Annotated in this window: 23 protein-coding genes and 2 pseudogenes; 11 read left to right on the top strand and 14 right to left on the bottom strand. The window is 44.0% G+C overall.

The window, feature by feature from the left end:
- Positions 1-6 precede the first annotated feature (6 nt).
- The 4 genes and pseudogenes from pyrB to arcA form a co-directional block, all read right to left on the bottom strand.
- Positions 7-937 (bottom strand): annotated as a pseudogene (gene pyrB / locus KHO06_RS14625) (aspartate carbamoyltransferase).
- A gap of 89 nt (positions 938-1,026) precedes the next feature.
- A complete protein-coding gene (locus KHO06_RS26825) occupies positions 1,027-1,152 on the bottom strand; it encodes a hypothetical protein (RefSeq protein WP_005432831.1) in 126 nt (41 codons plus the stop codon).
- 69 nt (positions 1,153-1,221) lie between these two features.
- Positions 1,222-2,226 carry an ornithine carbamoyltransferase gene (locus KHO06_RS14620; protein WP_212581803.1) on the bottom strand — a complete coding sequence of 335 codons (1,005 nt, stop codon included), beginning with the start codon at positions 2,224-2,226 and terminating at the stop codon, positions 1,222-1,224.
- A gap of 157 nt (positions 2,227-2,383) precedes the next feature.
- Positions 2,384-3,604, bottom strand: coding sequence for an arginine deiminase (gene arcA, locus KHO06_RS14615; RefSeq protein ID WP_005432859.1), 1,221 nt, complete (start codon positions 3,602-3,604; stop codon positions 2,384-2,386).
- Between the two features lie 584 nt (positions 3,605-4,188).
- On the opposite strand from arcA, the gene rraB reads away from it, so the two are divergent.
- Complete coding sequence (gene rraB, locus KHO06_RS14610) at positions 4,189-4,605, top strand: ribonuclease E inhibitor RraB (protein ID WP_005432867.1); 417 nt, start codon at positions 4,189-4,191, stop codon at positions 4,603-4,605.
- A 171-nt stretch (positions 4,606-4,776) separates the two neighbouring features.
- Positions 4,777-5,577, top strand: a complete 801-nt coding sequence (locus KHO06_RS14605; RefSeq protein ID WP_212581802.1) for a hypothetical protein — start codon at positions 4,777-4,779, stop codon at positions 5,575-5,577.
- A 16-nt stretch (positions 5,578-5,593) separates the two neighbouring features.
- Here KHO06_RS14605 and KHO06_RS14600 read toward each other — a convergent pair.
- From KHO06_RS14600 to pepA, 5 genes and pseudogenes are all read right to left on the bottom strand, one after another.
- Positions 5,594-6,070, bottom strand: a pseudogene (locus KHO06_RS14600) (GNAT family N-acetyltransferase); the annotation flags it as partial.
- A gap of 66 nt (positions 6,071-6,136) precedes the next feature.
- Entirely contained in the window at positions 6,137-6,535 is a 399-nt protein-coding gene (locus tag KHO06_RS14595; RefSeq protein WP_005441986.1) for a DUF2061 domain-containing protein, read from the bottom strand.
- Between the two features lie 226 nt (positions 6,536-6,761).
- The gene (locus KHO06_RS14590) at positions 6,762-9,620 is read right to left on the bottom strand and encodes a valine--tRNA ligase (protein WP_212581800.1); all 2,859 of its coding nucleotides are present in this window, start codon (positions 9,618-9,620) and stop codon (positions 6,762-6,764) included.
- Positions 9,621-9,714: 94 nt separating this feature from the next.
- Entirely contained in the window at positions 9,715-10,164 is a 450-nt protein-coding gene (locus KHO06_RS14585) for a DNA polymerase III subunit chi (protein ID WP_005432852.1), read from the bottom strand.
- A 115-nt stretch (positions 10,165-10,279) separates the two neighbouring features.
- Positions 10,280-11,788 (bottom strand): leucyl aminopeptidase, encoded by a 1,509-nt coding sequence (gene pepA, locus KHO06_RS14580; protein ID WP_005534257.1) that lies wholly within the window; start codon positions 11,786-11,788, stop codon positions 10,280-10,282.
- Between the two features lie 200 nt (positions 11,789-11,988).
- On the opposite strand from pepA, the gene lptF reads away from it, so the two are divergent.
- Both lptF and lptG read left to right on the top strand, forming a co-directional pair.
- Positions 11,989-13,089 (top strand): LPS export ABC transporter permease LptF, encoded by a 1,101-nt coding sequence (gene lptF / locus KHO06_RS14575; protein WP_005432848.1) that lies wholly within the window; start codon positions 11,989-11,991, stop codon positions 13,087-13,089.
- A gap of 3 nt (positions 13,090-13,092) precedes the next feature.
- A complete protein-coding gene (gene lptG, locus KHO06_RS14570; protein ID WP_005432857.1) occupies positions 13,093-14,163 on the top strand; it encodes an LPS export ABC transporter permease LptG in 1,071 nt (356 codons plus the stop codon).
- A gap of 73 nt (positions 14,164-14,236) precedes the next feature.
- On the opposite strand, the gene KHO06_RS14565 is transcribed toward lptG, so the two are convergent.
- Entirely contained in the window at positions 14,237-14,716 is a 480-nt protein-coding gene (locus tag KHO06_RS14565) for an RDD family protein (protein ID WP_005432836.1), read from the bottom strand.
- 236 nt (positions 14,717-14,952) lie between these two features.
- Between KHO06_RS14565 and KHO06_RS14560 the strand changes: the two genes are divergently transcribed.
- The 5 genes from KHO06_RS14560 to KHO06_RS14540 all read left to right on the top strand — a co-directional run bounded on the left by KHO06_RS14560 (position 14,953) and on the right by KHO06_RS14540 (position 19,234).
- Positions 14,953-15,618, top strand: coding sequence for an SDR family NAD(P)-dependent oxidoreductase (locus KHO06_RS14560; protein ID WP_212581799.1), 666 nt, complete (start codon positions 14,953-14,955; stop codon positions 15,616-15,618).
- A gap of 684 nt (positions 15,619-16,302) precedes the next feature.
- Positions 16,303-17,529, top strand: coding sequence for a site-specific integrase (locus KHO06_RS14555; RefSeq protein ID WP_212581798.1), 1,227 nt, complete (start codon positions 16,303-16,305; stop codon positions 17,527-17,529).
- 102 nt (positions 17,530-17,631) lie between these two features.
- Positions 17,632-18,006, top strand: a complete 375-nt coding sequence (locus tag KHO06_RS14550; protein ID WP_212581797.1) for a hypothetical protein — start codon at positions 17,632-17,634, stop codon at positions 18,004-18,006.
- Between the two features lie 50 nt (positions 18,007-18,056).
- On the top strand, positions 18,057-18,536 hold the full coding sequence (locus KHO06_RS14545; RefSeq protein ID WP_212581796.1) for a hypothetical protein: 480 nt from the start codon (positions 18,057-18,059) through the stop codon (positions 18,534-18,536).
- Between the two features lie 254 nt (positions 18,537-18,790).
- Positions 18,791-19,234, top strand: a complete 444-nt coding sequence (locus tag KHO06_RS14540; RefSeq protein ID WP_212581795.1) for a DUF2787 family protein — start codon at positions 18,791-18,793, stop codon at positions 19,232-19,234.
- A gap of 531 nt (positions 19,235-19,765) precedes the next feature.
- Here the strand turns inward: KHO06_RS14540 and KHO06_RS14535 are convergent.
- On the bottom strand, positions 19,766-20,647 hold the full coding sequence (locus KHO06_RS14535) for a WYL domain-containing protein (RefSeq protein WP_212582483.1): 882 nt from the start codon (positions 20,645-20,647) through the stop codon (positions 19,766-19,768).
- A 267-nt stretch (positions 20,648-20,914) separates the two neighbouring features.
- Between KHO06_RS14535 and KHO06_RS14530 the strand changes: the two genes are divergently transcribed.
- Complete coding sequence (locus tag KHO06_RS14530) at positions 20,915-21,181, top strand: hypothetical protein (RefSeq protein ID WP_212581794.1); 267 nt, start codon at positions 20,915-20,917, stop codon at positions 21,179-21,181.
- A 286-nt stretch (positions 21,182-21,467) separates the two neighbouring features.
- Positions 21,468-21,668 carry a glycine zipper domain-containing protein gene (locus KHO06_RS14525; RefSeq protein ID WP_031841092.1) on the top strand — a complete coding sequence of 67 codons (201 nt, stop codon included), beginning with the start codon at positions 21,468-21,470 and terminating at the stop codon, positions 21,666-21,668.
- A gap of 103 nt (positions 21,669-21,771) precedes the next feature.
- Here KHO06_RS14525 and KHO06_RS14520 read toward each other — a convergent pair whose 3' ends face one another.
- From KHO06_RS14520 to KHO06_RS14510, 3 genes are all read right to left on the bottom strand, one after another.
- Positions 21,772-22,074: a hypothetical protein gene (locus KHO06_RS14520; protein WP_244858366.1), complete on the bottom strand. Its 303-nt coding sequence runs from the start codon at positions 22,072-22,074 to the stop codon at positions 21,772-21,774.
- A 43-nt stretch (positions 22,075-22,117) separates the two neighbouring features.
- Positions 22,118-22,588: a hypothetical protein gene (locus KHO06_RS14515; RefSeq protein WP_212581793.1), complete on the bottom strand. Its 471-nt coding sequence runs from the start codon at positions 22,586-22,588 to the stop codon at positions 22,118-22,120.
- A 621-nt stretch (positions 22,589-23,209) separates the two neighbouring features.
- Complete coding sequence (locus tag KHO06_RS14510; RefSeq protein ID WP_244858365.1) at positions 23,210-25,141, bottom strand: DNA polymerase; 1,932 nt, start codon at positions 25,139-25,141, stop codon at positions 23,210-23,212.
- Positions 25,142-25,157 lie beyond the last annotated feature (16 nt).

The raw sequence follows: 25,157 nt of genomic DNA, 5'->3' as shown, positions 1-25,157 counted from the left end.
CCTCGATTACAGTGTTTCGTTAAGAACCAGTGCCAACAATGCTTGGCGCGCGTAAACGCCGTTTTCTGCTTGTTGGAAGTAGTAAGCGTGCGGTGTGACGTCGACGTCTGTGGTGATCTCATCTACACGAGGCAGTGGGTGCAGTACTTTCAAGTTCTCACGCGCACCTTCTAGTAGTGCCGCTGTTAGGATGTAAGCTGACTTGATGTGTGCGTATTCAGATTCATCAAAGCGCTCTTTCTGTACGCGAGTCATGTACAGAATGTCGAGCTCAGGAATCACGCTTTCCATGTCTGTGTGCAGACTGTATTGGATACCTGCTTCATCAAGTTCTTCACATAGGTAGTCAGGCATCGCAAGTGCTTCTGGTGCAACAAAGAAGAAGCGGATGTTGTTGAACTTCGCCAATGCTTGCGTCAATGAGTGTACAGTGCGGCCGTATTTTAGGTCACCAACGAATGCAACGTTCAGGTTATCTAGACGACCTTGTGTTTCCGCGATGGTGTATAGGTCGAGTAGCGTTTGCGTTGGGTGTTGGTTTGCGCCATCACCTGCGTTGATAACGGGTACGCCGTTAGAAAACTCAGAGGCTAAGCGCGCTGCGCCTTCTTGAGGGTGGCGCATTACGAATGCATCGACGTAAGAAGAGATCACTTGAACTGAGTCAGACAGCGTCTCGCCTTTTTTCGCCAGAGAGGTGTTACCACCGTTATCGAAACCAATAACATCACCACCGATACGTTGAATTGCTGTCTCGAACGACAGACGAGTACGCGTGGATGGCTCAAAGAAACAGCTCGCTACAACCTTGTTTTTAATCAGTTCTGGACGAGGTTCTTTTTTTTAGCTGACCTGCAGTTTCTACAATCAGTTCCAGTTCTTCACGTGAAAGCTCTGGAATAGAGATGATGTGCTTCTGGTAAAGCGAGTTCGCCATGATCTTCTTCCCTATAAAGTGGTGACTATCCCCAAAATTCACCGTGATGGAATTTTAGGCATAAAAAAACCTCCCCAATTGGGGAGGTTTTAAAATTCAATAGAATTAACGAAAATAACAGCACGTAAGCGTAGTCGCTTAGCTAGAGCAAATCGCGTTTTTACGTCAGCAATCGGCGTGGTCATTTCGTAATCCTCAGACAAATTGCCGAGCATTATACGCTTAACTTTCGTGAGCGCAAGCGATTACATCATGGTTTTTGTTACCATTTTTAATGCTTTGGTTTAGCTGCCTAAGGTTGCCACCATCACGGCTTTAATCGTGTGCATGCGGTTCTCGGCTTCGTCGAATACGATAGAGTATTCAGATTCAAACACCTCTTCGGTTACTTCAAGCCCTTTCATACCGTATTTCTCCGCGACCTCTTTACCCACAGTTGTTTCATCGTTGTGGAAGGCTGGCAGGCAGTGCATGAACTTCACGTTAGGGTTACCCGTTTGCTTAATCACATCCATATTGATTTGGTAAGGTGTCATCAGCGCAACACGTTCATCCCAAGCCTCTGCAGACTCACCCATCGAGACCCAAACGTCGGTGTATAGGAAGTCACAGCCTTTAACGCCTTCTTCAACGTTTTCCGTTAGCGTGATTTTCGCGCCGGTTTGTTGGGCAATTTCTTGGCAAGTGACCACTAATGCTTCTTCTGGCCAGAACGCTTTTGGTGCCACAAGGCGGATGTCCATGCCCATTTTTGCTGCGCCAACCATGAGTGAGTTCCCCATGTTATTGCGAGCATCACCAAGGTAAGCAAACGTCATTTCATGCAGTTGTTTCCCACGTCCGTGCTCTTGCATGGTCAGGAAGTCTGCAAGGATTTGGGTCGGGTGGAACTCATCCGTTAAACCATTCCAGACTGGTACGCCAGCATAAGTACCAAGCTCTTCAACAATGGATTGACCAAAGCCACGGTATTCGATGCCATCGTACATACGACCAAGAACACGAGCGGTGTCTTTCATCGACTCTTTATGACCGATCTGCGAGCCAGAAGGACCGATGTAAGAGACTTGAGCGCCTTGGTCAAAGGCCGCGACTTCAAACGCACATCGGGTACGAGTAGAAGATTTCTCAAAGATTAGTGCGATGTTTTTACCTTGAAGTTTCTTCTGCTCTGTTCCTGCATATTTAGCTTTTTTCAGCTCTGCAGACAGTTCGAGCAAAAACTGGATCTCTTTAGTTGAGAAGTCCAATAGCTTCAAAAAGTTGCGATTACGTAGATTGAAAGCCATAGCTCGTCCCTTAGGTCGTTTGGTTGATAAAGAATAAAAGCATTAAAACATATAAATGCTTTTATTGTGAATAATTATTTTAATTAAAGACAAAAAAAGGTTGATGCATTCACATCAACCTTAGTCTCAATTGGTTTTATTTGGTGGGAGAGGTTTCTCAAATATCGTCACGTTCGATTGGGCAGCTCATACAACGTGCACCACCACGACCGCGACCAAGCTCGTTACCCGGAATGGTCAGGACTTCAATGCCAGCTTTGTCGTACTTTTCGTTAGTGTAGACGTTACGCTCGTAACCAATCACAACACCAGGTTTCACTGTCAGTACGTTGTTGGCATCGTTCCATTGCTCTCGCTCAGCTTCGTAGCTGTCACCACCGGTTGTGATGATCTTCAATTGGTCTAAGCCAAGTGCCGATTCGATGGCATGCAGATAGTTGTGTGATGCTTCGACATGCATTTCACCGTTGCCTTTAGGTGTTAGGCGCCAAGTATCTAAATCTTTACGCATGATTTCTGGGTATACCGAGAAAGTGTCCACATCCATATGCGTCATGACCGTATCAAGGTGCATGCACGAGCGGTGTTTTGGTAGGTCGATAGCAATCACTTCTTTCGCCTGACCAGATTTAAACAGGCTTGCCGCTAAGTTTTCGACACCTTGCGGAGTTGTACGCTCAGACATACCAATCAGAACCGCACCTTTACCGATAACCAGTACATCACCACCTTCAACGTTAGCATTGTCGTAGTGCTGGTCTTCATCACCAAAGTAGTTAATGAAGTCTTGACCCGCGAAGGTTGGGTGCCAGCGATAAATCGCGCGCAGATGGTTGGTTTCGCGTTGACGTGCAGGCATCATCATTGGGTTAAGAGAAACGCCACCATATACCCAGCATGACGTGTCACGAGTAAAGAGGTGGTTAGGCAGAGGTTCGATAACGAAATCCAGTGGACGCTTCATCTTCGGCAACATTGATGAAGATTTGATTGGCAGTTCGGAGTAAGCCAAGCCGCCAAGAAGAATGCTTGCTAGGTGCTCATCGTCCATCTCTGCGAAGTACTGACGTAAGTCACGAGCGAAAGTCGGACCGTAACGGAAGTCAGAGATCTGAGTGTTCAACAACCATTGTTTTGCTTCTGGAACCGCAAGGGTCTCAACCAGTAGATCATGAAGCAGTAACACTTCGACATCTTGCTCACGCAATGTGCGCGCGAATGCGTCGTGTTCTTCACCTGCCGCTTCTACCGCCAATACGTCATCAAACAGTAGCTCATGGCAGTTCGATGGCGTTAGGTGGGTGAGGGCGCGCTCTGGGCGGTTTAATAGAACTCGTCTTAGTTGACCAACTTCTGATCCAACGTACAGCTTACTCATTTTGCATCCTTACAAATATTCCAGCCGTTAGTTATGACAAGCTTGGTGCAAAGATGCAAGTCCTAGAACTTTGCTTATATATTGCAAAAATATCGTTTTTTGGCGTTATATTTTGTAAATAATCCCTTAGTGTATTTTAATTCTATATTTTATTGTTTGTTCATGACTTTTATAAAGTGCGTTTTTATTCTTTTTCGTTCGAGAGAGAAGTCATACATCAATAGTGCATAAAACATGCATAACCATTCTGAAATATGCAGTTTTTAGCTTTCTTTTATTCGTTAGGTCAGAATTACCGAGCCGTTGCTGTATTCACTCCAAGATCATAAACACGCAAACAAGTCTAAAATTACTCGTCTTAGGTTCAATTAGGATCTTCTGAATATTAAAGATTAGCTGTTTTTGTTAATTTTTTGTTTCTGTGAGCGGGGTTTAGATTTGCGAGCAAAAATTATCATCAAGAATCACCGCAGTTTGGTGTTTGTTTGTGGCTTTTCATCGCAATCCGTGCCATATTTCACCGCATTAACGTACTCAGTTTAGAGTATAGTGTTTCCATCAAGTAACTAATCTGGAGCCAAAACATGTCTCACGAAGATGAATATCTATCAGTAGAAGAATTAATTGAGATTCAAAAGGAAGAGACTCGCGATATCATTGCAGCATTGCTAGAAGACGGCAGCGATCCAGATTCACTATACGAAATCGAGCACCACCTATTTGCTGAAGACTTCGACACACTAGAAAAAGCGGTTGTTGAAGCGTTCAAGATGGGCTTTGAAGTTCTTGAAGCTGAAGAAACAGAAGATGAAGACGGCAACAAGCTACTTTGCTGTGATGCAACAATGGAATCTGCACTAAACGCAGAAGCGATTGATGCTCAGGTTGAGAAACTGGTTCATCTTGCAGAAAAATACGACATCATTTACGACGGTTGGGGTACTTACTACGAAGGCGAAGATGCGCTTTACCCTGAAGAAGATGATGAAGACGAAGAGTAATCCTCTTACTCGATCTAAGAAGCCAGCGTTTATCGCTGGCTTTTTTGTGCCTTAAAAATGATAACTGTGGCTAACGATAAATAATTCTCATTGAGTTTCTAGGCATATTGCCTATAACCCTAAGCAACTTGAGTATATAATGCGTGAAAATTGATCTAGCTCAAGGTGTATATGCAACTCTCACTCGCCGGTTTATGGCAAGTCTCTCCACTCACGGACCTTTCTATCCCACAGGATGACATTACTTTCCCTGCTCCTTTGAGTCAGGTATTGCCTACTGAACTGACTGAAGAAGCGATTCGTCAGCAAGAGTGGCACCTGATGCACGACATTGAAGTGGACGAATCCATGATGGCATTCCCAGCGGTAGAAATGGTGTTGGGTGGTGTGGATTACCATGCTGAAGTGCGTTTGAACGGGGTAGCATTGTTCGACTGTGACGGTTCACAAAGCGTGTACAAAAAAGACATTCGTCCGTTCATGCAAATGGGACGTAACCGTTTTGAGATCCTGTTCCTTGAGGAAGAAGAAGATCTTCTGCTGGATGAGGATAAACCAGAGTTGTGCTCACTTGCGGATCATGAATACCAAAAGAGTGATGAGCGCTTAGGGGTATGGCAAGAGCCGTATCTGCAGTTTATTCGCAATGTGCGTTTAGACCGTGTGGCAACCGAACAGATTTGGCACCACGGTGGTGGTTGTGAGTTTAAAGTAGACTTGTACTATCAAACTTTTGCGCCGGGTCTAGTATCGGCATCGGTTAAGTTTAATGGCATGACTTATCATATTCCTATTGATGTCCGAGCGGATCATGCGAGTGCTTTATTCCAGATCGAAGCGCCAAAGTATGCCGATCTTAATGATCCCGATCCAAAAGATCTCTACGAACTCGCGGTGGAATTAGATGGGCAACGCCAAGCATTTAAAGTGGCGCTTAGCCAAGAGCTCTGTGTTACCCATCTTGTACTTTAAGTTTGGGGATAAAACGTTATAGCGTCTTAAGCATCACGACTTCACATGCATCATGCCCTGTTTGTCCTAGCGGGGCATCGAGATGCTCAAAGCCTAGCTTTTCATACAAGCTTACCGCTTCTCTTAGACATTCTGTCGTTTCTAAATAGCACTGCTGATACCCAAACTGTTTCGCCAGTTGTAAGCTCAATGCGACGATGCGTTTGGCTAAACCGTGCCCTCGTGTTTGAGGTAAGAAGTACATCTTTTGCAGCTCACACACATTTGGCTCACCAGCTAAAGGTGCAAAGCCGCCGCCACCCACAATCTCGCCTTGGTATTCGACTACCCAGTAGGCTGCGCCTTGCTGGTCGTAAACCGAGTACATGTCATCAAGCGTTGGATCGGCCACACCATAACCTTTGTCTGCGGTTAAACCGTATTCTGCAGAAACTTTACGAATCACTTGAGCAATGCCAGAGTTATCTTGCGCTGTAATTGTACGGAGGGTGAAGCCAGCAATTTGTTCCATATTTTGCCTATAAAAAAGGGCCACGAGTTGTGACCCAATATATTTCGTTTAAGCGTGTTGATGCAAACAAAACTGTGGTGCTTGGCTATCTGATTTACGCATCCATACTTTCTCGTGGAAGTAGTAAGCCACAGTGTTCAAGCTTGGCTCTAGCATCGCCATGATACCGCCAACAAACGCATCACCTGTTAGTAAGTAAACCACGCTAAACGCAACACTGAAATGGATAGTGGCAAAGCTTGCGGTTTTTAATTTGGTCATCCACTGACGAGCTTTAAGCGCTGGGACTTTTGCCCATGCCTTTTCATGAAAGTAGAAAGCTACGGTGTTCACTGAAGGCTCAATCATGGCAATTAAACTACCAATTAGAATGTCGCCAGTAAGCACGTAAGCGACACTAAACGCGATAGTAAAATGGAGTGCTGCAAAGGTTAGTGTCTTTTTCATGATAATTACTCAATCGTTGTGTTGTTTCGATAGGTCTATTATTGAGAATTATTATCATTAAATCTAATGGGCAGTTAAGATTAGTTTGATAGGTAAAAGCTATTAAATAGGAGGTAGAGTAGGAGAGAAGAGTGAATATCTTTGAAAGCTTTCTGAGCGATAAAATGCAAAAAGGGTTGATGCTTTCACACCAACCCTTTGATTCTTTTATTCTAGCTTTTAGCGATTAAAGTGCAGCGATCGTTGTCTTCTGCTCTTCTAGCTTAGCTAGTGTTTCTTTGTAGCCTTCAAGCTTCTCACGCTCTTTAGCAACAACTGCTTCAGGTGCTTTCGCTACGAAGCCTTCGTTACCTAGTTTGCCTTCGATACGCTTGATTTCGCCGTGAGTTTTCTTGATTTCGCCATCTAGACGAGCAAGCTCAGCGTCTTTGTCGATCAGACCCGCCATTGGGATCATCAGCTCAGACTTAGCAACCAAGGCTGTCGCACACGCTGGCGTTTCTTCGTCAGCAGCAAGTATGCGTACAGATTCTAGTTTCGCTAGAGACATCAGTACTTGTTTGTTTGCTTCTAGACGCGCTGCGTCTTCTGCGTTTGCAGCTTTCAGCATAACGTCAAGCGGCTTACCTGGGTTGATGTCGTATTCAGCACGTAGGTTACGGATGCTGGTAATGAACGCTTTCACCCATTCAATATCGTCTAGCGCTTCTTGGTTGAAGTTTGCTTCGTCGAATTGAGGCAGTGCTTGAAGCATGATTGTCTCACCTTCTACACCTTCAACTAGTGGCTTGATGCTTTGCCAGATAGTTTCAGTGATGTAAGGAATCACTGGGTGAGCTAGACGTAGAGTCTTCTCAAGAACCGTGATTAGTGTACGGCGAGTACCACGCTGTTGCGCTTCAGTACCTTTCCATAGAACTGGTTTAGTTAGCTCTAGGTACCAGTCACAGAATTGGTTCCAGATGAATTCGTAAAGCGTGTTAGACGCCATATCTAGACGGAAGTTGTCGATATGGTTGTTGAACGCTTTCGCTGCAAGTTCAAACTGAGACTCGATCCACTTGTCCGCTAGTGAGTATTCAATCTCACCACCGTTGAAGCCACAATCTTGCTCTTCTGTGTTCATCATTACGTAACGGCTTGCGTTCCATAGTTTGTTACAGAAATTACGGTAACCCTCAAGACGCTTCATATCCCAGTTGATATCGCGACCTGTTGATGCCATTGCTGCAAGAGTGAAACGTAGTGCGTCTGTACCGTATGCTTCGATACCGTTTTCAAACGTCTTACGAGTGTTCTTCTCGATCTTCTTCGCTAGCTGAGGTTGCATCATGTTGCCACAACGCTTCTCTACTAGAGACTCTAGGTCGATACCATCGATCATGTCGATTGGGTCAAGTACGTTACCTTTCGACTTAGACATCTTGTCGCCGTTTTCGTCACGGATTAGACCAGTAACGTAAACCGTCTTAAATGGTACTTGTGGTTTGCCGTTTTCGTCTTTCACGAAGTGCATGGTCATCATGATCATGCGCGCAACCCAGAAGAAGATGATGTCGAAACCAGTTACTAGTACGTCTGAAGGGTGGAATACTTTCAGATCGTCAGTTTGCTCTGGCCAACCTTGAGTACCGAACGTCCATAGTGCAGAAGAGAACCATGTATCCAGTACGTCTTCGTCTTGGTGAAGTTCAATGACTGACTCTAGGTTGTTGTTCTTACGAACTTCTTCTTCGTCACGACCTACGTAAACATTACCTTGGTTGTCGTACCAAGCTGGGATGCGGTGACCCCACCATAGCTGACGAGAGATACACCAGTCTTGAACGTCACGCATCCAAGAGAAGTACATGTTTTCGTATTGCTTAGGAACGAATTGGATGTCGCCGTTTTCTACTGCTTCAACTGCTGTTTTCGCTAGAGGCGCAGTACGTACGTACCATTGGTCAGTTAGCATTGGTTCGATAACCACGCCACCACGGTCGCCGTAAGGAACTTGTAGATCGTGATCTTTCACTTCTTCAAGTAAACCTAGTTCGTCGAATTCAGCAACGATAGCTTTACGAGCGGCAAAACGTTCCATGCCGTGGTACTTAGCTGGTAGCTCAGTGCTGTAAGCGTCGCTTGCTTCGCCGTTGGTGTTAAATACTTCAGAAGCGTCACGGATGTTCGCGTCGAAAGTCAGAATGTTGATCATTGGTAGCTGGTGGCGCTTACCAACTTCGTAGTCGTTGAAGTCGTGCGCAGGTGTGATTTTCACACAGCCAGTACCTTTTTCCATATCTGCGTGCTCATCGCCCACGATTGGGATGCGACGATCAACGATAGGAAGGATGATTTCTTTACCGATAAGATCTTTGTAACGTGGATCTTCTGGGTTAACCGCAACACCAGTATCGCCTAGCATGGTCTCTGGACGAGTCGTTGCAACAACGATGTAGTCTTTGCCATCTGCTGTTTTAACGCCATCTGCGAGTGGGTAGCGGAAGTGCCACATGTTGCCTTTAGTGTCTTTGTTTTCTACTTCTAGATCTGAAATCGCTGTGTGTAGCTTTGGATCCCAGTTAACTAGACGCTTACCGCGGTAGATTAGATCGTCTTCGTATAGACGTACGAACACTTCTTGAACGGCGTTAGATAGACCATCGTCCATCGTAAAGCGCTCACGATCCCAGTCTACAGATGCGCCAAGACGACGAAGCTGCTTAGTGATAGTGCCGCCAGATTGGCCTTTCCATTCCCAGATTTTGTCGATGAAAGCTTCACGACCGTAATCGTGTTTTGTTTTGCCTTCTTCTGCTGCGATCTTACGCTCAACAACCATCTGAGTTGCGATACCTGCGTGGTCCGTACCTACTTGCCAAAGAGTGTTTTTACCCTTCATACGTTCACAACGGATAAGCGTATCCATGATCGTGTCTTGGAACGCGTGGCCCATGTGTAGGCTACCAGTGACGTTCGGTGGCGGGATCATGATGCTGTATGATTCTTTAGTAGTGTCACCGTGTGGCTTAAAGTAGCCTTTCTCTTCCCAAGTCTGATACAGAGCTTGTTCGATTGAAGTTGGGTTGTATGTCTTTTCCATAGCGCTCTTTTAATGGATACGTTGATGGTTGAATCTAAGTCAATCTTTATAAGTGAACTCTCTGAGTGGAGAGCTTAACTATAAGGATTGACCGTTAAGGATATTGAATTTCGATCGTTTGCAGTTGATAACCTGCCTGACGGTAAATTTTATACCTTTCTCTTGCGAGCTGTTTAGCTTTTTCTTCGCAAGGCACGAAGTCTACCACTTGAGCAAACTTGTTCGCAAAGGTTGTCTCATTTTCCGCCAAATTAATTACCAGCTGACGATTCCAGTTAGGTTTTACACCTTCATGGCCGATTTCAATGTTGGTGGCGTATTTCGGTCCTTCGCCTACAAGATTATGTGCCATGAACTTGTCTGCATCAATTTGCCAAAAGGCTTCAGCGAGCTGCTCGGCATGCGGTTTGTCTTGGCAGTTCAGATATACTTTTGCGCCTTGGCGAGCAAAGTGCTGAGCCAAAAAAACAATGTATTCCTCAAAGCCAGCCACCGTTGCTTGCGGGCTCTCTTCGTTAATGATGTAGAAGGTTGCAGTTTGCATCATTCTCTCACTTGCCGTTGGTCTCTTCCTGAAACCATATTAAATCCGATTTTAATTTTAGAAAATCGAGGTAATAAAAAAGGGCCTTGCGGCCCTTTTAGATGTTGTTCAGAAATTACTCTTCTGTCTCTTGGCCGCTGCGGTTCAAAAGGAATTGGACAAGCATTGAGACAGGACGGCCCGTTGAGCCTTTCGCTGCGCCTGATTTCCACGCAGTACCTGCGATATCAAGGTGTGCCCAGTTGTACTTTTTAGCAAACTTAGACAGGAAGCAACCCGCAGTGATAGTACCAGCAGGACGACCACCGATGTTTGCCATATCAGCAAATGGGCTCTTCAACTGCTCGTGGTACTCGTCTGCCATTGGTAGACGCCATGCACGGTCACTCGCTTGCTCAGAAGCGTTTACTAGCTCATGAGAAAGTGGGTTGTGGTTAGAGATTACGCCGCTGATATGGTGGCCTAGCGCGATAACACAAGCACCAGTTAGCGTTGCAACGTCAACTACGCAGTCTGGTTCGAAACGCTCTACGTAAGTCAGTGCGTCACAAAGAACAAGACGACCTTCCGCATCCGTGTTCAGAACTTCTACCGTTTGACCTGACATGGTTGTTAGGATGTCACCTGGACGGTAAGCGTTGCTGCCTGGCATGTTTTCACAGCCTGCTAGAACACCAATCACGTTAATTGGTAGGTTTAGCTTCGCTAGCGCTTTCATTGTTCCGAATACAGATGCTGCACCACACATGTCGTACTTCATCTCATCCATACCTTCACCAGGTTTTAGAGAGATACCGCCTGAATCGAACGTCAGACCTTTACCGACAAGTACGATAGGTTTTGCTTCTGACTCTGGGTTACCTTTGTATTCGATAATCGACATCATTGATTCGTTCTTCGAACCACGACCTACGGCTAGGTAAGATGTCATGCCCAGTTTTTCCATCTCTTGCTCACCAATGATCTTGGTGGTTACGGTTTCGTAATCGTCAGCAAGGCGACGTGCTTGAGAAGCAAGGTACGCAGGGTTTGCGATGTTTGGTGGCATGTTGCCAAGATCTTTTGATGCTTTCACACCAGATGCGATAGCTAGACCGTGAGTGATTGCTTTCTCACCTAGGTTTAGTTCACGACGCGTTGGTACGTTGAATACTAGCTTACGCAGTGGACGACGAGTTTCTGGCTTAACGCTCTTGAACTGATCGAATGTGTAAAGACCATCTTTAGTCGCTTCTACTGCCTGGCGAACTTTCCAGTAAGTATCACGACCCTTAACGTGCAGTTCAGTTAGGAAACACACTGCTTCCATAGAACCTGTTTCGTTAAGTGTGCTGATCGTCTTTTGAATGATTTCCTTGTACTGGCGCTCGCCTAGCTCACGTTCTTTACCACAACCTACAAGTAGAACGCGCTCTGACAAAACACCTGGTACTTGATGCAGTAGCAGCATCTGACCAGGTTTACCCTCTAGATCACCACGGCGAAGTAGTGAACTGATGTAACCGTCACTGATTTTATCAAGTTGCTCGGCTACTGGAGAAAGGCGACGTGGTTCAAACACACCAACAACGATACATGCGCTACGTTGTTTCTCTGGACTGCCACTTTTAACACTGAACTCCATGCGTACTCCTACATCCTGAAGACAAATTGCTCTAAATGTTAGATAATGATCGCTTACTTGTTGAATTTAAGCTCAGGTCTTACCAACAGAGCTGATTTAAGCGCTAACATCTAGTTTATAATTTTTAAAAAAATAAATGGTTCAACGGGAAACTATAGTGATTCGACCAAAAAAACAAGTTTTGTATAGGTAATTTCAGCGTGATTATTGTTAGATATTTGATCCGCGAAACACTCAAGAGCCAATTTGCGATTTTCTTCGTGCTTTTTTTGGTGTTTTTGAGCCAGAAGTTTATCAGTGTTCTCGCTGATGCTTCGGACGGGGATATTCCTGCTGGATTAATTTTCTCAGTGGTTGGTTTAAACATGCCAGCAATGGGACTATTAATGCTGCCATTGAGTTTGTACATCGGCATATTGATCACATTTGGTCGCCTATATGCGGAAAGTGAAATCGTGGTGATGAACGCGACAGGCATCGGGAACAAGTTCTTGGTGCAGGCTGCGTTGTACTTAGCGATCATTACCTCTGGTGTGGCGGCGTTTAACGCATTATGGCTATCACCTTGGTCGCAAGACCGCGTAGAGCAACTTTACGAACAAGTTGCTGCTGAAAATAGCGTAGACCTACTTAAAAAAGGTCAGTTCCAAGGAACACCTGACGGTTCTTCAGTTGTGTTCATTGATGACATCAAAGACAGCACGCTAAGTAATGTGTTTGTCGCACAGATGCGCCCTCGTGACTCTATCTTACCAAGCGTAATGTTTTCTTCTTCTGGTGAAGTAAAAGAACTGTCGGATGGTCGCCAGATCATCACTATGCACGAAGGTACGCGCTATGAAGGTGTGCCGACTCGCGTTGAATACATGATCACCAAGTTCGATCAATACGAAGGTTTGATTGGTCAACGTGAAGTGAAGCAAAAAGGGCGTGACTGGGAAGCGTATCCAACGGCCGATTTGATTGGTCATCCAGATCCAGAAGCGCAAGCTGAGCTGCAATGGCGTATTTCGTTATTTGTATGTATCCCGCTTTTGACCATGCTGGTGATTCCATTGTCGGCGGTGAACCCACGTCAGGGGCGTTTCGCTAAAATGGGACCGGCTATTTTGATTTACCTAGCGTACTTCCTTGCCATCAGTGCAACGAAGTCCGCGTTAGAGGATGGTGCGATTCCTGCTGCCATTGGTATGTGGCCAATCAATGCGATGTTGTTGATTGTCGCTATCTTGGCAAACATGATGGACAGTGTTCCGGTTCGACGAATGAAAGACAAATTCCGCAAGAAGAGGCTCGCGTAAGCTGTGTTTAAACTCTTAGACCTTTACATCGGTAGAACGATCATCTCTACCACTGCCTTAGTTCTGGCGACCTTCGTTGGCTTGTCGGGCATCATCAAATACGTAGAGCAGTTGCGTAAAGTAGGCCGTGGTGCTTACGACTTAATGCATGCGCTTTACTTTGTTTTGCTGAGTATTCCTCGCGATATCGAAATGTTCTTCCCAATGGCCGCGCTGCTGGGGGCCTTGATTGGTTTGGGCATGCTGGCATCAAGCTCTGAACTTGTGGTTATGCAAGCGGCGGGTTTCTCTAAGTTGGATATCGGTTTATCAGTGCTTAAGACCGCGGTGCCATTGATGCTTATCGTCATGACGTTGGGTCAGTGGGGCGCACCTGAAGCGCAAAAGATGGCGCGTGACCTGCGTGCGTTTGCTTTGTCTGGTGGTAGCATCGTATCTGTGCGGGCAGGGGTATGGGCTCGTGATGCCAATGACTTCATCTTTATCGGAAAAGTGGAAGATGACAAACTCTACGGTTTGAACATGTGGCGTTTCGATGAAGATAAGAAACTAGATAAAGTCATCTTTGCTGAAGAAGTGGATTACCAGCAAGACAACAACTGGTTGATGCGTTACGTACAAGTCACGGATATGGAGAATGAGAACGTCATTACCAAGCGTGACGTAGAGCAGATGGAATGGCACACCTCGCTCGCGCCAGATAAGCTTGCGGTTGTGACGGTGAAGCCAGAAGAGCTTTCTCTAAGCGGTTTGTATGACTATGTGACCTATTTGAAAGCTTCAGAGCAAGACGCCTCACGCTATGAGCTGGCATTTTGGCGCAAGCTTTCTCAGCCGCTTTCCATCGCGGTAATGATGCTGATGGCGTTGTCGTTTGTTTTCGGCCCATTGCGTAGCGTGACCATGGGAGCGAGGGTGCTCTCGGGGGTAGTTGCAGGTTTTACCTTCTACATATCCAGTGAGTTCTTTGGGCCGCTAACCTTGGTATATGGCATTCCGCCTGTATTCGGTGCATTAGCCCCTAGCTTGGTGTTCCTAGCAATCGCGGTATCCTTGCTAAGAAGAAAACTGTAGGTTTTCAAAAGCGATAAATATAAAAAAGGAAGGCATAGTGCCTTCCTTTTTCTATTCTGCTTTTGCTGTTTCGCTATTTTGCTTTCGGTAAGACAACAACTTCGGTTTTTGCCCAAATATCGTGGAAACCACGCTTTTGTGGGTCAATTGGCACCGTTAAGTTTGCCAAGCCGAAGCCAGATGTCGCTAAGCGAATTAGTGCCTGAGTAATCGTAATTGGTGCGCCATCTTTACTGTTACGGATTTGCATTTTCCAAGCTCGCATCCCTAAGGTTTGGCCCGCGCGAGTCCAGAAGAACACAAAGAAGTAGATCCACACCACTGCAAGATATAGTGTAAATAGTGGGCTTAATACTGGATGCTTTCCTAGCATGTCTGCTGCATCCACATATTCTCCATAGCTCAACAAGCCTGCCGCGTTAAGCGCAAAAACAATCGCCATTACCACGCCTGCAGCCATCATCTCAATCGCGAGGATAATCAGTGTGTCGTAAAACAACGCTGCGAGTCGACGGAAAAAGCCTGCTGGTGGAAGAGTTGTAGAAGTAGTCATAGTTCCATCACTTACCTTTAAAATTGTGCGTCAGAATATAGATTCCATTAGCTTGTGAAAAGAGAGCTAACGCACAGAGTCTCTAATTACGGGCAAATCACAAGTGCTTTATCGCTAATCAACCACTCAACAAAGCAATCGAGTTCAAACTTCCTACCATGTAACCTGTGAAAGCCCCAAACATGGGGTACCTTGCTTAGAAAACAAGATTACGAATGATGTAATAGAGGTGCAAGATGATCGTAATTACAGGCGCAAGTAGTGGCTTAGGTGCACAGCTCGCTAAGTTGTATGATGCCCAAGGCAAAGAAACACTGTTAACTGGCCGCAGCGAAAAGAAGTTAAATACGCTTGCTCAACACCTCTCAAGTAAAGCTCAGGTGCGAAGTTGTGATCTGATCGACGCATCGCAAGTGGAGAATTTATTTGATGAGTTACCTCAAGCGCCTACTACCGTGATTCATTGTGCGGGAAGTGGTTATTTTGGTTTGTTGGCCGAGCAAGACCCACAAGAGATTCAAAAGCTGATTGAAAATAACCTCACTTCGGCGATTAATATTCTTCGAGAGTTGGTCAAACGTTATCAAGATCAGCCGGTAAATGTTGTGATGGTGATGTCGACAGCGGCACAACAGCCAAAGGCACAAGAATCGACTTATTGTGCGGTGAAGTGGGCAGTTAAAGGTTTGATTGAGTCCGTTCGTATGGAGTTAAAAGGTAAACCAATGAAAATTATCGCTGTGTATCCTGGAGGTATGGCAACGGAATTTTGGGAGACGAGCGGTAAGTCATTAGACACCAGTAGCTTTATGAGCGCAGGTGATGCAGCGACGATGATTCATGGTGCGCTATCTAATGTTGGTAATGGTTACGTTTCGGATATTACCGTTAATCGTTTATAGGGTTTAATGGTTGGTGTTATAACAAAGTGAAACGGCAGACTGAGCTAAGATGAGATCTCCTTTGTCACACTTTGTGGCGAAATTATCAGCAAACGATAGTTATTTAAGGTTTTTCTGCTTGCGCAGGTCAAAAGCTTCCGTATAATGCCAACCATCAAAGGGCAATAGCCCAGAGATGCCGGTGTGGTGAAATTGGTATACACGACGGATTCAAAAAATTAGTCTAAGTTGCTAATTTACAAAGAATTTTATGAAAAGCCTCGATTTTTATCGAGGCTTTTCTACTTTCAGAACATGTGAAATGTTAGCCCTTCATCACACTTCTAATAATCCCTTCTTATTTTCTCTCCCTGCCCCTTTACGGACAACTTCCTGTTCAACTCAGGCATAGAACAGCAAAAACAGAACCTAAGCTTTACTGGTCACTACGGTCAATTTGGTAAGCCGAAAAGCGTTGGGGAATTTCTAGTTTGGAATATCTTCAAGACTCGATGGTTAGATACCAAAGACCGTAAAATCGAAAAGTTACTGTTACGCTACGGTCAAATGCTACAAAAACAGAACCGTGTACACTTTCAATGGATACATGTTTGTTGTGGTCTGGTTTTTTATTGTGTTGATTTTTTGTTTCTAATGAAATTTGAGACATATATAAATACTTTAGTTAATTACTGAGGTATTCATATGAGTAAGCTCTTCAAATTTACCCCAAGCAAACTAAACAACATCCCACCTCATGATCGACGATCTAAATCTACCAACAATGAAGTCTCCGATACCGAAGTTCAGGGCTTGAAATTGCTTATAGGCAAATCCGGAAGGAAACGCTTCTTATTAAGATTTGTGTCGCCAATCACCAAGAAAAAATCCAGCATTGCACTCGGTCAGTGGCCCGATATCGATTTGCCCACCGTTCGAAATAAAGCTCGCAAGTTAAAGGTACAAATTGCCGATGGGATTGATCCGAAACTTGAACGCGATAAAAAGGTCGAAAACCAAGTACCGACCTTGTACGATTTCTTCCACGATACCTTTATTGTTTCGAAGAAAAGCAAAGGCAAGAAAACATGGCGTGATGATATCGCTAGATTTGAGCACTGGAAGCACCTACATACGAAGCCTATCGATAAGATAACTGGTGTCCATCTTCATCAAGTTCAAGCAAAGCTATTAGCAACGGAGTATCGCCCCGGTAAGAAGTACGCAGCAGCCACGGTCGATCGTACTATTGCCTTGATGAAAACCATCCTAAAGGAAGCATACCGCCTTTTAGACATACCCTATATCGGCGATAAGGTGTCACTTATCAATCCAGACAACATGCGAACTCGCTATCTCACTATGGAAGAGACAGCCGCAGTGATACGTGCATCACGAGATTATTATTGTCGTGTGACTGGAAATTTCATTTCTCTGCTTTTCCTTACGGGATGTCGAGATTCTGAATTACGTACGATTAAGTGGCGAAATATTAGCCTGATTGATAAGACCATGTTCGTTCCAGACACAAAGAACGGCTCCAGCATGACTGTACCGCTGACTCCATTTATGGTCGAACTGTTCAGGGAGCTCTTAAACATGCGGAAGAAAGGAAATCCTTATGTGTTCTATGGACGTAACGAGGGGAGTTATATCTCACAACCGCGAAATGCTTTTGCTCGGATTAAGGAACGAGCAGGTATCAAGAATCCTCATGAAGTTTGCTTTCACGTGGCGCGTCATAGCTTTGCTACAAACTTGATAGAGAACGGTGTTGATGTTCTTACTGTGCAACGTTTAATGAATCATAAAGACCTGAGTAGTACCCAAAGGTATGTAAAACATTCCCAGCAAAAGCTACTCAACAGCTCGGATACTTTATCTTCTGTACTGAAAGAACAGGCACCAAGACTAGCACACCGCATCAGTTAGATAGTTTTAACCTCAAAATCAAACATATATAAAAATTACGTATATGCCCCTACTAGCGAGAGCTGGTAGGGGCTTTTTCGTATCTGGAATAAAGGGAAATACATGCAAGTAATAAAAACTTTTACAGAGCTAATGGGGTTGCGTTTGCCTAGTTCAGATAAGGCTAATCTCATTACGCATTTGACTGAATCGACAGATGGAGATTTACATGAGTTGGAGAAAAGTTGGGACGAAATAGGCATCACTCTGATTTCGTTCGATGAGAGTGATACCAATCAAGACCTTCATGATATGGATGAACAAGCCAAGTACCTGATTGATTTCGTCACTGTTCACCCTGAGTACGTGCTACTTATCGGCTCAATGGTCATAGCGTTAGGTGTACTTAACGACCAAGGCTCAGGCTGTTACCTAGCCGGGCATTCTACCTCTCAACTTCATCCAATCCAGACGCTACTCGCTCACGTTGATAGCTAGTCGTCACTCACGCAGCAATATTTCACATTATCACCGACAGGAGAATATCTATGACCCAACGCAAAGTAGACCCAGACTTCCCTAATACTGGCACTCAAGATGAGCAGCATCAAGAGATTAATCATTTCGAACAAATAGTACTTTCAGGAGCGGCACCGAAGTTAGCAGGTAATGGGAAGGTGCTTTATGAAGTTGCACTTCATAATGAAGAAAAACAGCTCTACTTCAGGATTACAGGGCAGGAAGGTGGTGCAGGACTTCATTCAAAAGAATGGCTATCCGTTACAGCAATGCTTGAACTGATAGAAGCTCAGAAAGATAAACCGTGGAAGAGTTCACTGTACAAGCAGATTTTCAGTGGTGGCTCGGCAAACAACCACTCGTTCTGTTCTGTGATAATCCGGGACTTAGGATTAGCATCAAAAACGGATTCATCACGCTATTTACATGTGCTTTCAACAGACTTCGAGGAGAAGAAAAGCGCATTACTGGCACTCGCCAAATCTCAAGCCATATCTAAGAAAAAATAACCCTACCAGACAGTAAGACGACAGAAGAAATCCGCTAGGTCGATGAGCTTTAACTTGTTTACTTCATCAAGTGATTACCACTAAAGAACGATGAGTAACACGGTCAGTGCTGATATCACAACTCGACGGATTTCAAATTTCTTGGGTTATCAGTGGAGGGGAGAGGAAAACTACTTCGAACCTAGCCATTTCGCAATTTTCATACCTCGTTCTTAGTAAGAGCGTACACCTAACAACTTAAAAGAGATTTTATAATGAACTTAGCACTTCAGTTTGATGTTGAGCGCTTTTTGCTACCTATATCAACTAGCCTCCAAGATGCTCTAAACCGAGTGATCACCGAATCAGGTAAATGGACACCCATGATCCAATCGGTTGTCTTTTCTTTCCGTCAGAAATCTTACAGCCCAGAGAATGGAGGATATCACCCTGTCGAGATCCGTATCACTAGACTTAATGACCAATGGGTTTTCGATTACATCACTGACTTTAGTTACTGTGGATTGATGCCTGAACTTGAGAAAGAAATCGACTTTGACTTTGGTCATGGAGTAACTTATATCCGATACATGGGTGAAGTTCCCATTACTGAATCTAGTGTCACTGAGTTCTATTCACTATGGGAAACCAACTTTCTCAGCTACGTGGAAATGGGGGCTTTTGATGAGATAAAAGCCACGGTGGATTCGTCCATCTAATTTGGTTGGTCTATACCGAGCTTTTGACATTATCGGCTCCCATTACTTGTTGAGTTAAAGTGGAACTTGTCACTGGGATCTATAGTGACAAGTTCAATTCATATTTCTGTTCTACAGTTATCATACCCAGTAGATAGCCAATGGTGGCGAAGCTTAATCAATTAGCGATACCACCTAGGTAAAGATACGGACTGGACTGAGTGATTTGGAGCAGAGTTCGTGCATCAGAAATCATAGATATACCCATTTAATAACAACCTCCTACCGGAGTTATTTAAGTGTTTTCTAAATAACGGTGAAAAACAGTATCGTTTTGAGTCTTTCCTTAATCGGTATCGGTTCATGATGTTGTAAAATGATCTAGCTCCCATAGCCGACATAGAGAGCTTAAAAACCGGTGCATAGTGGTTTGTCCATGGAAGGAAGGGGCTACAACAACAAATCAAAACGACATTATACTTTGGTGTCGGGAGCCCATGATGACTAACCAACACCAAGGTCAACGACACACTTCAATCTGTACGGTGTCTTCTACTTGGTTGAGTCCAGATACACTTGAAGCTCTTGTCTGAATAAGTAACGTATCCAGTCAGGTGAGAGCACTTCTACATGAGGCAGCCATGTTTTGAGCTGTCGTAGTAATTCTGGAATGTTCTTAGTTTGGTGACTCACCAGTACATCACCAGAATCCAGTTCTTTTAGCAATTGGAAGTTATTGGTGTTGCTTTCATTTAAGAATGCCTCTGTCACTTTACTACTCATCTGGATAACTATCTCAACGGGATTTAGTAGAGGTTCTTCATATCCTCGACTAGTCAGCTTCTGCTCAACGTTAGGGTCAGGAGAGTATTTATCCTCGTAACGGATTAAACCTCGAACCTTAGCGACTCTGAGTGACTCTAGGCGGTTTCTCTGTGCCCCTGCGACATACCAGTAGCCCGAGTCATTCACCAACCTGTATGCGTGGAATTTATCGTAAGTTTTCCCTTCACAGTTAAAGCTGATGACATTTCGGCGTTGTATCGATTCAATGAGTTTCTCGAATACAGATGTGTTGTTACTAATGTCTTCAATTTGTAGGTTCTTGAATAGAAAAGGTGGGTGAGTTTTGTTATTCAACACGCCATTACTCAAGTAGTGTTTACCTGAAAACAAGCCATCAAAGCCCATGTTCAGCAGCAGAAGTGATATTTCGTTATTGCTCTGCCTACCTAGCACTTTGGGGTCAAGAGAGTAGCATGCCCCTTCACGCTGTATAGGTAGATAATTTAATCGCTGGTTGAAATCCCGCTGTAAGGTTCTTTCACTGACTCCGAACTCACGACTTAAATCGTTCAGATACAACTTCTCACCCGTATTTAAACGGGTCAGTATGATGCCAAGTCGTTTCGCTAGTTTGTCATGCTCTTTCATTCTACGCATTGTAGATAGGTCGCTCGTCAGGTGGTGTCGCACTGAGAAAGAACCTGATTATTTCTAGCTAATTTTCATAAGGTTACTGATATTGCTATAGCTTTCATCGGTCACCTCAAAGTATGCCCTCCAAGGCGTCTACTAATCATTTCAGTATTTCTATACCTGAGCGACACATCCTGTCGATCTCCTCTTTTAAACTATTCATCATTCACGTTAACGCTGTCTTTATTAGCGGCGTCATTACGTATTTAAGGAAAAACAACAATGAAAAAATTCATCATCCTGCTAGGTCTAACTTCGCTATTTACATCACCAGTATTTGCGGGGGGCACATTCGGAGGAAATCCGGGGGATATTTCGAAAATGAAAGAACTACTAGAGCCTCAATGGAATGGTAAAGCAGGAGTTCAAAATACTTCGGCTTATGGCGTTATCGTGCAATGGGAAGCTGATGTCTGCGGAACCTTGAATGGTCGTGTTACTGATGTGTCTCAATGTGATCCAGATACACCTAAAGGTAAAGCCCAATAAGTTTTGTTGCGGAGCTGGCTCAAGGTGTATCGGTTTCGAATTGGACTCTCTAGACCGAGATATCAATGGGCTTCGCAACACCCTAATCAACCAACAAGAAGGAGCCTTTACATGGCGATTAAATCAATAACAACATTAGTTACAACCTGTCCTGCATGTGGTGAGCGTGCTTATGATGATGGTAGCTGTCAGGTGTGCGGTCATTCTCACTAAACCGTGTTTGTAATTATCCAAGGGCGATATCGGAAGGTATCGCCCTTTTTCATTCCTGAAATAAGGAGAGGGTATGCAGAGTAAAGCTGTTTCTATTTATTTACCGGAACGTGACGTTCCACATAAGTGTGAGGTTGAGTTGAGTATTGAAGGAGCAAAGCGAGGTTGTGTGATTGGCGCGGTGATTGGCTCAAAAGTGCCACATCCACTAGCAACACCCGTAGGTATCATCATTGGCGGGGTTATAGGTGCAGTGCTAGGAAAGCTTGAGTAAAGAGCGAATGAAGAAGTGCTAGGTGGTAACTAGCACTTCAATAGTTCAATAATCTAGGCAAGGTCTGGGCAATAAAAGGCATAAAATTTCTTTCTTTAGTCGTTTATTTTTTGACATTTGGAAAAATGGATTTCCCCATTACTTCATTGATCGTGGCTTTCAATTTCTCAGTCGTTTCTTTATACCCAAAAGAATTGCGGTCTAGATCATAAGCATGAAAGAGGTTCTCAGGTAATTTACGCAAAATCATCCCAAGGCGTGGAATGCTACCATGTTGAAGAGTGACTTCATCAGCAACACGACGTATTTCATTAACGCGGTAATTGCGGTTTTGATTGCCTTTTTTCAGACCATTAAAAACAGCATCGACTAGTAGCTGGTGACGGTTTTGATTGTTGGTATTCATGGGTTTGTACTCCGTAGTTAATAAAATGATAAAGATAACAGCGTTACGCTGCTTGGTTATAAAAGTTCCAATCTGGCTTGTAACGGCGAGATGGAGTTTTACTTTCGGTTGCCTTGTGTAGCTCTTGGACGATTAAACGCTGCATATCCAGATCTGCACATGGAATAAAAGATAAGATTCGGTTGTTCTGGGTGCGTAAGATGACCCCACTGTGTTTCTCACTCTGGTGTAATTCGTAGCCTAAAATTGAGTTTTTACGCACCCAACTACCAGTCGGTAAAGTAATCCAATAGTTGGCGTCGCGGATGCATTTTTTCTCTAGGTCAGCAAGTAACGCATCAAGCATGGCTTGGCTTTTTTCATCTTTTAAAGCCAGATAAGCCACTTGTTTACCATTAGCAGCCCGCACACTCACATTGTTTTTTACTATATTCATAGTACATAAAGTGCTCGGTGATAATTCAAGGGTATCGTTGAAAAGGACCACTGTATTTTTAGTTGATTCAGTTGCCATTGCTACTGCCTCCTTAGTGAAATTGAGGAGCATTTAAAAGCATACTTAAATGGATTTAAAGCATTGTTTTTAATTGTTAAATTTTCGCATCGAGGTCTTAGCTTTCAGCGGGTTTAAGACAGTGAAATACTCGTTTATACAGGTTTTAACGAGGGTATCACCACTTTACTGATCAACTAAAAGCCGGAGCTTATCCCATTGTTATAAAGGTTATCCCCACGTCAAAAATACCTTGTATCGATTGATCTAGATCACAGAAATGACACTAATAACAATTGCATCATCTTATTTAACAATTGATTGCTACTACTAGGATAAGAATGAGCAGTAGAGGGAGTTCATTTGCATAGCAGCAAGAAACGAAGAGGGTACAGCTCTAGTTAATATGATAATTTTCATTTTTATCAGATGGTTACGTGGAAAGATGGATGTTGTATCTTGATAGTGTAATTCGGTCATGCAATTCCCTCCTGATTGTTGTCCTAATCTTAGAGAAGAATCGTAGGCTGAATATCATATCAAGATACAACATCCATTTTGCTTAGTATTTTTATTTTAAATTAATGACTTAGATATTCTAGCAGTAGCGATGGCTTCCATATTTATCTGTTAAAATTACTACTATCGATATGCTTTCAGCATCGTTAATGCCTCAGTTAGTTCATCTTCATGAAAGAAATGCTCTATCTCCATGTCAGGGAATGTTTCTTTTAACCAACTTAATAGAGGGATCAATCTTGGTGTTGCTGCGAGTACGTTAGGGCGAAACTCCGACTGGCGTGAGTTATTAATTGCATTGTCTGCGATCTCAAATCCAGCATCATGAAACATAGCAGTGATCTGTTTAATGGTGAGCTTCTTACCTTTGATGGTTCTTGTTAGTCCGTAGCTTTCTTTAGACAGTGCTCTTAATGCGAGCTTGAGTAAGACACCATGTGAACCATCTTCTTCATATTTGATATGTGAACCTTTAAGTAATGGCTTCGTCTTGCTGTAATCGATCCAGTTCTCCCAATCTTCCATGGTTTTAAGGCAGTTATTGCGTCGCCATCCATCGAATAATGCGCGAGTCTGTTGACCTTGTTGCTCGTTCTTCCATGGTACGGTATCAAAGTAGATATGCTCGACGATGTGACCTTTAGGGTGGCGGATTTTGGTCGTGCGAGGATTTACGGGTTTACGCTTAAAGTCGAACTCCAAATTGAGTGTCTTTTCTCGTTGGATTTCTATCAAGTCCATGTCTTTAAGATACATCTCACGAGGTGAAATCAATGAGTTGTTAGGGATCTTCTGTCCGGGATAACGGTCTAAGAACAGTTCGACCATGAAGGCATTTTCATCCTTTAGCGATGATAAAGCTGATTCTGGTGGCTTAACGCCTGCTTTTGCTATGACGGGTTCGGTATTGCCGTATTCACCTGTAATTTGTCCACGGGTTTTCATTGCGATGATTTGTTTAGCATGGTGTTTATGCTTAATCATCTTACCGTCTCCCGTTTGTTCACAGATCTTACTGAACCGTTGGCTGATAGTTCCTGAAACGTGGAGTTGTTCTTCAGTACAGTCTACGAGATACCCATCTGTTGTGGCACTTACAACGGTAACGCCGTCGCCATGGCGTTTATGAACCCCGTCTAATTGCTCTGAGAGAACGGCTCTAACGAACCCAGTGGCATGTGCTGCGAAATATGGGTTGGTTACAGGAGAGTGTGGGATATTTTTGCTTAACCCATCTAAGGAGTTGAAGCCTCGGCGTCCCTTGCACCCTTGTCCTAATTTACCGTACAGTGTGTTGCCAATCTCTTTCCATAGCTTCTCTCTGAATTTATCGCCCTCATTCGTATACTTTTGACGTTGTTCACGGATGAGTTGGGTGAACCCTTTAAATAATGGTTCGGCATCTTCAATCCACGGAACGATCACACCGAACTGAATTTCAATATCACACCCCATATTATGTGCGACTTCTAGTTCTGGCGCAGTACAGTAGGAATAGCCTTCCAGTGGGTAATATAAACCATAGAGATCAGTTCTGACGGGTAGGCATGGAAACTTCGTAGTGTCTTTATTGAAGTTGAACTTAACGTAAGCAAACCCCATTTTATGACCAAGATAGTCACTGATATTGGTTGAAGTGAAGCTTTTCTCGAAGTCTACGGGGTTAATGTCCATTAAGGCATTGACGTACGCTGTAGCAAGGTCGAAATCGTTGTAATCACCTAAGTTTGCACCACCAAACACGTAACACTCGTTTCTACCTCCATGGAAGCAGTCTATTGCCAATTGTTCGAAGATACGACGACCAGCTGTGATGACAGTTTCTTTCTTCTGTATGACACGACCTTTTGTTTGATTCCAGTATTGAATCGTTTTGGTCTCCATGCCGAGTGCTTGGTTTAATGCATCTTTATCACCCGTGAGTGCTTTGAAGAGTGATACTGAGAAGTTACCCAGTGTTGATGGTAGATGTTCAAATTGAAGTTTGTCTAACCGTTCTTCTGGAACTTTATCTTTGAGTGATTTTTTAATGTCTTCTAGTGCAAATTGTTGCATATCGAATCCATACCTC

It is taken from the genome of Vibrio sp. B1FIG11 (assembly GCF_905175335.1).
GTDB lineage: Bacteria > Pseudomonadota > Gammaproteobacteria > Enterobacterales > Vibrionaceae > Vibrio > Vibrio campbellii.
The sequence above is the reverse complement of the archived record's forward strand: the minus strand, read 5'-3'. Positions and strand labels throughout refer to the sequence as shown.

What these genes read in the sequence shown, in the direction of transcription:
- KHO06_RS26825 (WP_005432831.1), bottom strand. Translation starts at nt 1,152, where the DNA reads ATGCTCGGCAATTTGTCTGAGGATTACGAAATGACCACGCCGATTGCT.
- KHO06_RS14620 (WP_212581803.1), bottom strand. Translation starts at nt 2,226, where the DNA reads ATGGCTTTCAATCTACGTAATCGCAACTTTTTGAAGCTATTGGACTTC.
- arcA (WP_005432859.1), bottom strand. Translation starts at nt 3,604, where the DNA reads ATGAGTAAGCTGTACGTTGGATCAGAAGTTGGTCAACTAAGACGAGTT.
- rraB (WP_005432867.1), top strand. Translation starts at nt 4,189, where the DNA reads ATGTCTCACGAAGATGAATATCTATCAGTAGAAGAATTAATTGAGATT.
- KHO06_RS14605 (WP_212581802.1), top strand. Translation starts at nt 4,777, where the DNA reads ATGCAACTCTCACTCGCCGGTTTATGGCAAGTCTCTCCACTCACGGAC.
- KHO06_RS14595 (WP_005441986.1), bottom strand. Translation starts at nt 6,535, where the DNA reads ATGAAAAAGACACTAACCTTTGCAGCACTCCATTTTACTATCGCGTTT.
- KHO06_RS14590 (WP_212581800.1), bottom strand. Translation starts at nt 9,620, where the DNA reads ATGGAAAAGACATACAACCCAACTTCAATCGAACAAGCTCTGTATCAG.
- KHO06_RS14585 (WP_005432852.1), bottom strand. Translation starts at nt 10,164, where the DNA reads ATGCAAACTGCAACCTTCTACATCATTAACGAAGAGAGCCCGCAAGCA.
- pepA (WP_005534257.1), bottom strand. Translation starts at nt 11,788, where the DNA reads ATGGAGTTCAGTGTTAAAAGTGGCAGTCCAGAGAAACAACGTAGCGCA.
- KHO06_RS14565 (WP_005432836.1), bottom strand. Translation starts at nt 14,716, where the DNA reads ATGACTACTTCTACAACTCTTCCACCAGCAGGCTTTTTCCGTCGACTC.
- KHO06_RS14560 (WP_212581799.1), top strand. Translation starts at nt 14,953, where the DNA reads ATGATCGTAATTACAGGCGCAAGTAGTGGCTTAGGTGCACAGCTCGCT.
- KHO06_RS14555 (WP_212581798.1), top strand. Translation starts at nt 16,303, where the DNA reads ATGAGTAAGCTCTTCAAATTTACCCCAAGCAAACTAAACAACATCCCA.
- KHO06_RS14550 (WP_212581797.1), top strand. Translation starts at nt 17,632, where the DNA reads ATGCAAGTAATAAAAACTTTTACAGAGCTAATGGGGTTGCGTTTGCCT.
- KHO06_RS14545 (WP_212581796.1), top strand. Translation starts at nt 18,057, where the DNA reads ATGACCCAACGCAAAGTAGACCCAGACTTCCCTAATACTGGCACTCAA.
- KHO06_RS14540 (WP_212581795.1), top strand. Translation starts at nt 18,791, where the DNA reads ATGAACTTAGCACTTCAGTTTGATGTTGAGCGCTTTTTGCTACCTATA.
- KHO06_RS14535 (WP_212582483.1), bottom strand. Translation starts at nt 20,647, where the DNA reads ATGAAAGAGCATGACAAACTAGCGAAACGACTTGGCATCATACTGACC.
- KHO06_RS14530 (WP_212581794.1), top strand. Translation starts at nt 20,915, where the DNA reads ATGAAAAAATTCATCATCCTGCTAGGTCTAACTTCGCTATTTACATCA.
- KHO06_RS14525 (WP_031841092.1), top strand. Translation starts at nt 21,468, where the DNA reads ATGCAGAGTAAAGCTGTTTCTATTTATTTACCGGAACGTGACGTTCCA.
- KHO06_RS14520 (WP_244858366.1), bottom strand. Translation starts at nt 22,074, where the DNA reads ATGAATACCAACAATCAAAACCGTCACCAGCTACTAGTCGATGCTGTT.
- KHO06_RS14515 (WP_212581793.1), bottom strand. Translation starts at nt 22,588, where the DNA reads ATGGCAACTGAATCAACTAAAAATACAGTGGTCCTTTTCAACGATACC.
- KHO06_RS14510 (WP_244858365.1), bottom strand. Translation starts at nt 25,141, where the DNA reads ATGCAACAATTTGCACTAGAAGACATTAAAAAATCACTCAAAGATAAA.